The organism is Devosia sp. A369, assembly GCF_054489345.1.
The window spans coordinates 62,806-70,445 of sequence record NZ_JBTMWV010000015.1 but is presented as its reverse complement, the minus strand read 5'-3'; the positions used below and the strand labels follow the sequence as shown (position 1 = coordinate 70,445).

General features: G+C 58.6%; 9 protein-coding genes. 2 read left to right on the top strand and 7 right to left on the bottom strand.

Features of this window, described 5'->3' with window-relative positions; genetic code table 11:
• Positions 1-126 precede the first annotated feature (126 nt).
• From ACX3OZ_RS16010 to ACX3OZ_RS16000, 3 genes are all read right to left on the bottom strand, one after another.
• Positions 127-330, bottom strand: a complete 204-nt coding sequence (locus tag ACX3OZ_RS16010) for a hypothetical protein (protein WP_459097262.1) — start codon at positions 328-330, stop codon at positions 127-129.
• A gap of 474 nt (positions 331-804) precedes the next feature.
• Positions 805-1,032 carry a hypothetical protein gene (locus tag ACX3OZ_RS16005; protein ID WP_459097263.1) on the bottom strand — a complete coding sequence of 76 codons (228 nt, stop codon included), beginning with the start codon at positions 1,030-1,032 and terminating at the stop codon, positions 805-807.
• Between the two features lie 876 nt (positions 1,033-1,908).
• Entirely contained in the window at positions 1,909-2,649 is a 741-nt protein-coding gene (locus tag ACX3OZ_RS16000) for an SAM-dependent methyltransferase (RefSeq protein ID WP_459097264.1), read from the bottom strand.
• A gap of 80 nt (positions 2,650-2,729) precedes the next feature.
• On the opposite strand from ACX3OZ_RS16000, the gene ACX3OZ_RS15995 reads away from it, so the two are divergent.
• Positions 2,730-2,984, top strand: a complete 255-nt coding sequence (locus ACX3OZ_RS15995; protein ID WP_459097265.1) for a hypothetical protein — start codon at positions 2,730-2,732, stop codon at positions 2,982-2,984.
• A gap of 139 nt (positions 2,985-3,123) precedes the next feature.
• A complete protein-coding gene (locus tag ACX3OZ_RS15990) occupies positions 3,124-3,369 on the top strand; it encodes a hypothetical protein (protein ID WP_459097266.1) in 246 nt (81 codons plus the stop codon).
• A gap of 203 nt (positions 3,370-3,572) precedes the next feature.
• Here ACX3OZ_RS15990 and ACX3OZ_RS15985 read toward each other — a convergent pair whose 3' ends face one another.
• The 4 genes from ACX3OZ_RS15985 to ACX3OZ_RS15970 all read right to left on the bottom strand — a co-directional run bounded on the left by ACX3OZ_RS15985 (position 3,573) and on the right by ACX3OZ_RS15970 (position 7,427).
• Positions 3,573-3,902, bottom strand: a complete 330-nt coding sequence (locus tag ACX3OZ_RS15985) for a DUF982 domain-containing protein (protein WP_459104882.1) — start codon at positions 3,900-3,902, stop codon at positions 3,573-3,575.
• A 610-nt stretch (positions 3,903-4,512) separates the two neighbouring features.
• Positions 4,513-4,809, bottom strand: coding sequence for a hypothetical protein (locus tag ACX3OZ_RS15980; RefSeq protein ID WP_459097268.1), 297 nt, complete (start codon positions 4,807-4,809; stop codon positions 4,513-4,515).
• Positions 4,810-5,272: 463 nt separating this feature from the next.
• The gene (locus ACX3OZ_RS15975; protein WP_459097269.1) at positions 5,273-5,434 is read right to left on the bottom strand and encodes a hypothetical protein; all 162 of its coding nucleotides are present in this window, start codon (positions 5,432-5,434) and stop codon (positions 5,273-5,275) included.
• 964 nt (positions 5,435-6,398) lie between these two features.
• Positions 6,399-7,427: an IS110 family RNA-guided transposase gene (locus ACX3OZ_RS15970; RefSeq protein ID WP_459104881.1), complete on the bottom strand. Its 1,029-nt coding sequence runs from the start codon at positions 7,425-7,427 to the stop codon at positions 6,399-6,401.
• Positions 7,428-7,640: the final 213 nt, after the last annotated feature.

Below are 7,640 nucleotides of genomic sequence, written 5' to 3'. Positions count from 1 at the left end.
CTCAAAAATCGCACGCGCACATGAGACCCCCGCTCGGGCTATGCCCTCCCGGCGGTCTCATGTGCGCGCCAAAGGTGGCCTGGTCTTGCTCCGCCTAATGGCCGGATTTTACTCCGCCGTTGACACTCAGACCTTGTCGGAAGGCATAAGGCGCAGGATCGTCTCATCCGCCGGTGGCATATGCGCCAGCTCGATTGCGATATCGACCGCTTCATCAAGTAGGGCGAGCAGTGGCGCCGCGTTTGGTTCGCGCGACAGAACCGCCATGGCCTGCTCGAGATGGTCTCTGGCCCGCATGTAGAGCGGGTGGGGCAGGTTGGCTTGCTTCATCATCACGCTCCGGAAGCCCCAATCCCGTTGTGCGTCTCAATGGTCTCTGGACAGACAAGGTCAGCTGGAGAATTTGACTGAAATTGGAAACACCGAACGAAAGCCTGACCCGCGTGGCAACGAGGCAGGCTTCGGAGGACGACGGCGCGAACTCGATACGTGGCGCGCCCACCAAGACTGCCATCGCTCGGTGAATGACCGATTAATTCATCGACATCACATCATCATAGGAGGCCATCATTCGGTTGCCTGGACTATGGCGTACCCCTTGCTGGCGATCTCCGCCTTAATCCTCTCGGCCTCGTTGCCCAGCAGTTTGTCATCGGTCATGGTCGTGGCGAGGTTGCGCCAGTCCAAGTGCCTCAAATGTGGCGGGATGCCTCCCAACGGGCCCCATGGCAGCACCAGCAAGTCGTGCGGTGTCTTCCCGTCATTCCTGGCAACAAACACATTCACTCGCAATCTAATCCCCAGTCACGTCGTAAGGCTGAGCAGAGCATATCCATTGCTGCCAATCTCAGCCTCGATAATCGGCCCCGCTGTCACAAGCAACCTATCGGCCAGCGTCGTTGCGGCCAGATGACGCCAGTTCAAATGCTGCAGTTGCTGCGGGATTGCCTCGGGGCCTTTCTCATGCGGCAGCAATAACAGCTGCCGCTGCTGACGATCTTCATGCTGCGCAATGAAAACGTGCAACTGCATCTAGACAGCGGCTTGATCGAGGGCAGGAGGCGCTTCCTCTTTGGCCCTGTCGGCGCTGGACGGGCGATAATGGGAGCTGAATTTTTCTTCCCACGGATCGAATGGCTTATCCGCCGTATCTTCAGCGGTACCGTCACCGGGCATAGCTTGGTCGGTCACGACATCACAAACCAATAAGCCGCCACGCAGACCGCTATGGTGATAAATCCAAATTCAAGTCGTTGAAGCACTCGCATAATAATCCCCCAAGCGCCTCGTTAATAGATAGCTCCGCCGGCATCCGCATCCCCCAATTGGGGAGTACGTCGAATTCGCAACATCCACAGGAGGTCGTCATGGCTAAGAATGCGGCGTTTAGCCGGTAATGGCTGGACCAGGTGAGCAATAAATAACGATGACGAAAAACGCCTGCGCCCATGGGGAGGCACAGGCGTTGACCATGAAGGTCGGTGCGCGACTACGGCATGCGCAACAAAGCTTAGCCGGCTCGTAACACCAAATCGACATCAAACCTCCTAGATTCACAGCCCGCTTCGAGCCCTTTTGTTTGCCCAGCATCAACAGGAGGGGGTGGGGCCGGCGGAGTTCAGACGCTCAACGCTCGGCCCCCTGTAGCGCACGCCGTTTGCGGACAGATGTGCTGCTACCCGTCTGAGATGGGGGCCGCACAGGTTAATTGGCAAGAGGCCGTTGGTCACGCTTTGGGGAGTGACCCGACCACACTCTGCCAAATTCACTCCCTGCGCAGCAGGAACCGTTCTGCACCTTCTGAAAACGGTTCGTTCCTTCAACATAACAGGAGGCCATCATGGCCAACACGGTCTACAAGACTTGGAGGGTCCCGCCCGGCGAGTGGCGCTCCGATCAGGTTGACTGTCACACTTCGATCAGTGTCGCTTGGTCAAATTGCAGGGTGAACTCTTCCACAGGAGCAGTCGCCTCAGTTCGCAGCATGATTTGCAAGCAGTCGCCTCGCAGCTCAGCGTCCTCCCAATGAACCTTCTTTCCGCCTAGCCAGGCGCTCCCAGAAATCTCTTGGTAGTTTTGTTGCAGTTCAAAGCGAAACAGCCTGCCGCATGGTGAAAGCCAATCCCAAACGCCGGCAATTTGAGCCGGAACGATCCATTTGAAAATGCTTCCGTTGGGCAAGCGCACCCATTCATCGGGTTTCCAGTCCCCCATATCAAAGGCATGCGAAATAATGCGGGTGCCAGGTCGCAGCTGGCTCAGCAGGCGCGGCCGCAACTGCACGTTTACTGATTGAAGCAGGTAAAGCGTAACGACAGTCGCTTCGCTGAAGTCGACGGTGAAAATGTCGTCTTCGATGAAATCGACAAGGTGTTCAACGCATGACGCTTCAGCAAACTCGACTGCTTCGGCGATGCGCTCCGGATCGAGGTCAATGCCGACGCCTCGCGTGTTCCTGTCCCTGGCTGCAGTGACCAAGATACGACCATCGCCTGACCCGAGATCGTACAGAACATCCTCGGGACCAACGTCTGCCAAATTTAGCATGGCTTCAACGACGTCATCTTCGGTCGGCACAAAGGGGACGTGCAGGGCGAGGTCCGGATCGCTGGAATAATTGGCAATTTGGTCGAAGACGTTTCTGTACACGCTCAGAATCCCAACGAAAATTACCCCCCCAATACGGCTGTAGCCGCACACGCTCACCACATCAACATCAGGAGGCCATCATGGCCAAACTCAACGCGGAGCAAGTGTTCCGCGCGAAAGCGCCTGCCATCATGGCGCAGCTCATCAGGGACTTCCCCATCACGCCGGTGGATGCGGCTGCGATCCTCGGCGACCTGGGGCACGAGAGTGCCGGCCTCACTATCCTGCAGGAGATCAAGGGCAGCTGGCGGCTGCTGCTTGGGGTTGCCGGGCTAGCCGCCACGCTGTCAGGGCTGGTAGTTTCCGCTTCCCAGTGGTGGCCATGGCGGGGGTGATGGGGGCATGGGATTGGGTCGCCAGAGTTGTGTTCCGGCAATGACGCAAGCGGACAGCGACTGGTGTAGCCACAACTAGCTAGGGCCGAGGTCTTCTGGGGGAGCTATCGTTGTGGCCTGCAGGTTGTGCGGAGGTACAATGAAAATTCTCTTGGTAGCTGCTCTGGTCGCGATTCCCTTAGGCGTCATGCCTGTCAGTGCCCCGCAGAACAACTGGGGGCAAGAAGTGAAATCCTGCAATGAAAGTGACTGCTACCCCAACGGAAGCTCACGAGGAGAGTACGTGCTGGAACAAGCTCGTGATGCCGAAGGACCGGGCTATGCGAAGGAGATTCACACTTTTGCAAATCCTGGCAAAGCTGAGCCAAAGGGGAAAAAGTTTTAGGAGCCATCTGGCAGAATCGGCTGGCGGGTGATTTCCGCGCTGTCGGAGGGTGCCGGATATCGATAAGCCCCGCCGAGCCGGAGCCAAGGAGCTCTGGATGGGTCAAGCGGGAGGGCGCAGCCTGGGGGCGGTAAGCCCTCCCTGAGCCCAAGGGCCTACCGTGATCCAGGCCTTGGGATTGTGGCAACATAAAGCCGCAGTGCTCAGCCCAAGTGGTCCTGTGCTACCAGCTTCCGCTCATCATGAACCGCACGGAACACTGTTCGTGTTCCATCAGGCTGTGTTTTCCATCCTTGCTCGAGAATGCCGGCACGCTGCGCCGCGTCAATCAACGCCAGCCGAGCAGGCTCTGCATCTATTGCTCCGTCGACAGCGCCCCGACAGAGTTGCTGGGCGTGTCGGAAATGGGCGCTTGGCGCCGCTGGCCAATGCAGATCCAGATATTCCAGCGCTTCCCAAGCGCTGCAGGCTTGGTAGTTCCCAGTGCTGTTTAGCCGCAGAAATACCGGCTTCTTGGAGGGTCTCTGCCCCATCACTTCCTCCTCAATATGAAACAAGCGATGCGGTTGTCTAGCAGGCCGGAGATGGTGTGCGTGCGACGAACGATCATCAAGAGGCCTATTCCCTAAACTTGGTGTCATGACGCCAGAGTGGGCAAAGAAAAACCCCGCTCGATGGCGAGGCTAGTGCAGGGGGACTGATATCAAGGAGCTGCGAGGCGTTCAGAGGAGCGCATCGAGGCGTTGACAGGCTTGAACCCCTCGCAGCAGCTTTACTGTCGGACGATCCAGCTTGGGTTGCAAGAGCGATGATCCGGTGATCCTGAGCAAGCACGGCGATGTGCCAAAGCATCTCGGGTCGGCTCAAAAGAAAGCCCCGGTATGAACCGGGGCTGAGGTTAGGAGGTCAGGGCGGGAGGGCAGGTTGCATTTGGGGGCACGTCGCCCTCCCTGAGCCTTGGTGTGCCAAAGCCTGCGTCACATTAGGCCGTTCAGGCAGTGCGACGAACACCCCGGCAAAAGGCTGAAATTTTAGACCATCCGAGCTAGCCACGTTTGGGCAACAAAAGGCCCGCCGGCGGCCGGTCAGGCGATGACGGTCACGGCATCAGCCCCATAAAGCGCTGGCCCTTGAGGTTGCGGCCTAGTGCAACGTGCCGACGGGCATGTCGTCATCGTCATAAAACTGCTCCAGCCCTGATTGGGAAATCGCACTCTGGAACTCCATCCAGGCAGCGTCATCAGTATCGAACGGCTCATCCCAAACGGTCGAAGACCCATCCGTCCCTTCGACCTCCAAAATCCATGGGTTCGTCGTGCCGGCTAAGCGGTATATTTTTACCCAGACCAGCAATTCACCCTCCCAGTGTTCGCCTCCGTGGATGGAATACTCAATCTCTGGGTTATCCGGGTTGGGCGGATCGCTAAGCGTCTTGGTCATCTATTTGCTCTTTTTGAACCCTATTGCCCCGATCGCGGCATCATGCCCGTTATGCCGCCTGCGCTTGGTTCTCACTGGCTTCTGGCTTTCTTCTGCCTTGAGTGCAGCTTCAACCTCATCCAGAAATCTGGTCCACATAGGCCTGCCCTCGTGCAGGGCGTCGGGCGGTATCTTGTAGGCCTTACGGCGTGCGCGGCAGGCCTTCTCTCTCGGATCTACGGGATTGCGCGGGCGGGATGCTGGCTTTGGTTTTCGGGGCTTCACAGGAACGCAGCCCCTTTCGGCGCCGACATTGACCTATGAGCTTCAGCTAGGCCCTCGAGCCAGTGGGCAACGCGTTCAGGAATCTCAACGCGGCCGTGATACCACGCCAGCGTCACCGCTATTTCCACACCCAGCGCCTCGGCCAGCGTAAGCGTCGACCAGCGGATTACATGCAGGCATTCTCTTAAGCGGGCTGGGGTCATTGCTCTTCTTTATCCTCCCCCGCATCCAGCTCGGTGACTTGCCGGTCAAAGCTCTCAAGGAATGCCATCTGCTCGGCAATGACGGCCTCCCGCTGCAGCCGGACAGCGCGGCGCTCGGCCGTTTTCACATTCGGAACGCGGGCAGGACGAGTGTTCATTCTACGAGCTTAGCGCGGCCGGCGGGGGGAAGGGAATAGGCCGGACCATCGATCAAAAAAATCGTGCTCGAGTGGAACGTTTCGCCTCTATCTGCGATCAGCGCCCGTCATGGAGGTTGACGCAACTATGACGGCCCCAGCGGAAACGCTGGGGCCTCTCTGCCGTTTGCCGACGGCACCAAGGGCTCCAAAGCCCAAAGCTCTGTTTATAGCTAGAGCACTCCCTCTCGACAAAACTGCAGGCTAGTTTTTCCCACAAGCCCGCGGCCCACAAGCCGAGCAAATCCCACGAAGTACCAGTGAGTACCAGCAGCCCCAGTGAGTACCAGTAAAAAGACCAGTGAAGTACCAGCAAACTAGGGCCACCACACCTCACGCACTGAGAGTGATTTTGCTCACCAATAGAGCCGAAACGGCAGCGCGTGACCGCAAAACGATGCCGCAAAGGCGAATCAGCTGGGGTTTGCAAGGACAGCCTATGCCGCCTGCGCGAAAGCTAAAACCGTATCGACCGGCCGCGGTTGGTCGCCGAAGCCGCTCGCTCGGAGTGTCTTACTAGAGCGTCACCCCGCGTCCGACGTCGCCATTTTTACCCTGCTTCAGTCGTTTCAATTTGCTGCATATTGCTCTGATTTGCTGCATTTTGTTTCGTACACACCTGTGCATCGGTGGATGGCGCCGGCTTGGCAAGAACTTTTTCGACACTTCGGCAACCTTGAAGTCGGGGTGCGGTCATCGGTCCGGCCTCATCAAAGCGGAACGCTTGTCCGCAGGGCCCTAATGGTAGTCCGCTGATCCAGTCCCAGCCACTATGTCGCGCTCATGGCGCATGCACAGGTACGGGCTCTCTGGTCATTGGTCTCGACCGGTTGCCATTACGTCGTCGTCGCTCTCACCATTACCCCACGCCCTACCGGGAGTGGATCTGCTTGTTCATCAAGAGGGCCTGCATCGTCGCTTCTGGTCACGCGACCGAGGAAAGTGCTTGGTCGAACCGCGTGCCTCTGCTCATGACGGCCCAGGCAATCCGGGCCAATTTGTTGGCGACTGCTATCGTCACCACGCGCGCCGGGCGCCGCGCCAGCAGCGCGTTGATCCAGTCTGCGAGCCCAGGTTTGTTGCGACAATACCGGATCACCGCCGTTGCGCCCAAGACCAGCAACTTGCGCAAATAGGGATCGCCCTTCTTGGTAATGCGGCCGAGATGAACCTTGCCGCCGGATCCGTTTTGGCGCGGTACCAGCCCTATCCAGGCCGCGAAGTGTCGCCCGGACTTGAAGGCGCTGGCATCGGCTATGGTGGCGGTGATGGCCGAGGCGGTGATGACACCGATGCCGGGAATGCTCTGCAGTCGCTGGCTGACTTCGCTGGCTCGATGATTGGCGGTAATCGCCTTCTCGAGAGCGTCGACGCGTGACTGCAACTCATCGATCTGCCCCATGATCAATTCGACGCAGCCACGAACCGGTGCGGGCAGCACCGTTTCGTCCGCCTCCCGCGCAAGAGCATGCAGCTCAGGAATGCTCCACGCGCCCTTGGGAGCAATCAGCCCAAACTCGGCGAGCTGGCCGCGCAGCGAGTTGATCAGCATAGTGCGCTGCTTGACGAGAAGCTCCCGCGTCCTGTGCAGCATAAGTCCGGCTTGCTGCTCTATGCTCTTGATCTCGACGAAGCCCATTGTCGGCCGCGTCACAGCCTCGCAGATCGCCTCGGCGTCCGCCACGTCGTTCTTGCCCCGTTTGGCATAGGGCTTGACGTAACTGGGTGGCATCAGCCGCACCTCATGGCCCATCTCGGTCAGCATGCGGCCCCAGTGATGGGCGGTGCCGCAGGCTTCAATGCCGATCAGGCTCGCCGGCAGACGCTGGAAGAACTCGATGACTTCGGAGCGGCGCAGCTTCTTGCGCAGGACTGCCTTTCCGGTCGCATCGGCCCCATGGACCTGGAAAACATGCTTGGCGAGATCAAGGCCGATAATCAGTGCGGGCCTCAGGGAACCTCCTCAAGTGAATCCGACGATGCCTCATCTTGCCACACAATCACTGAGCTCGCTGCCGGCGCCATCCACACCATCACTGTGGATGCCACCCACCTTTGGCACGGATTTGACTAAACATTACAGCATCTGGTCGTTGCGGTCATCTGTCCGGCCTTTGTGTTGCAGCAGTCGATTTCTGCATGGCCTTGATGGTAGTCCGCTGATCTG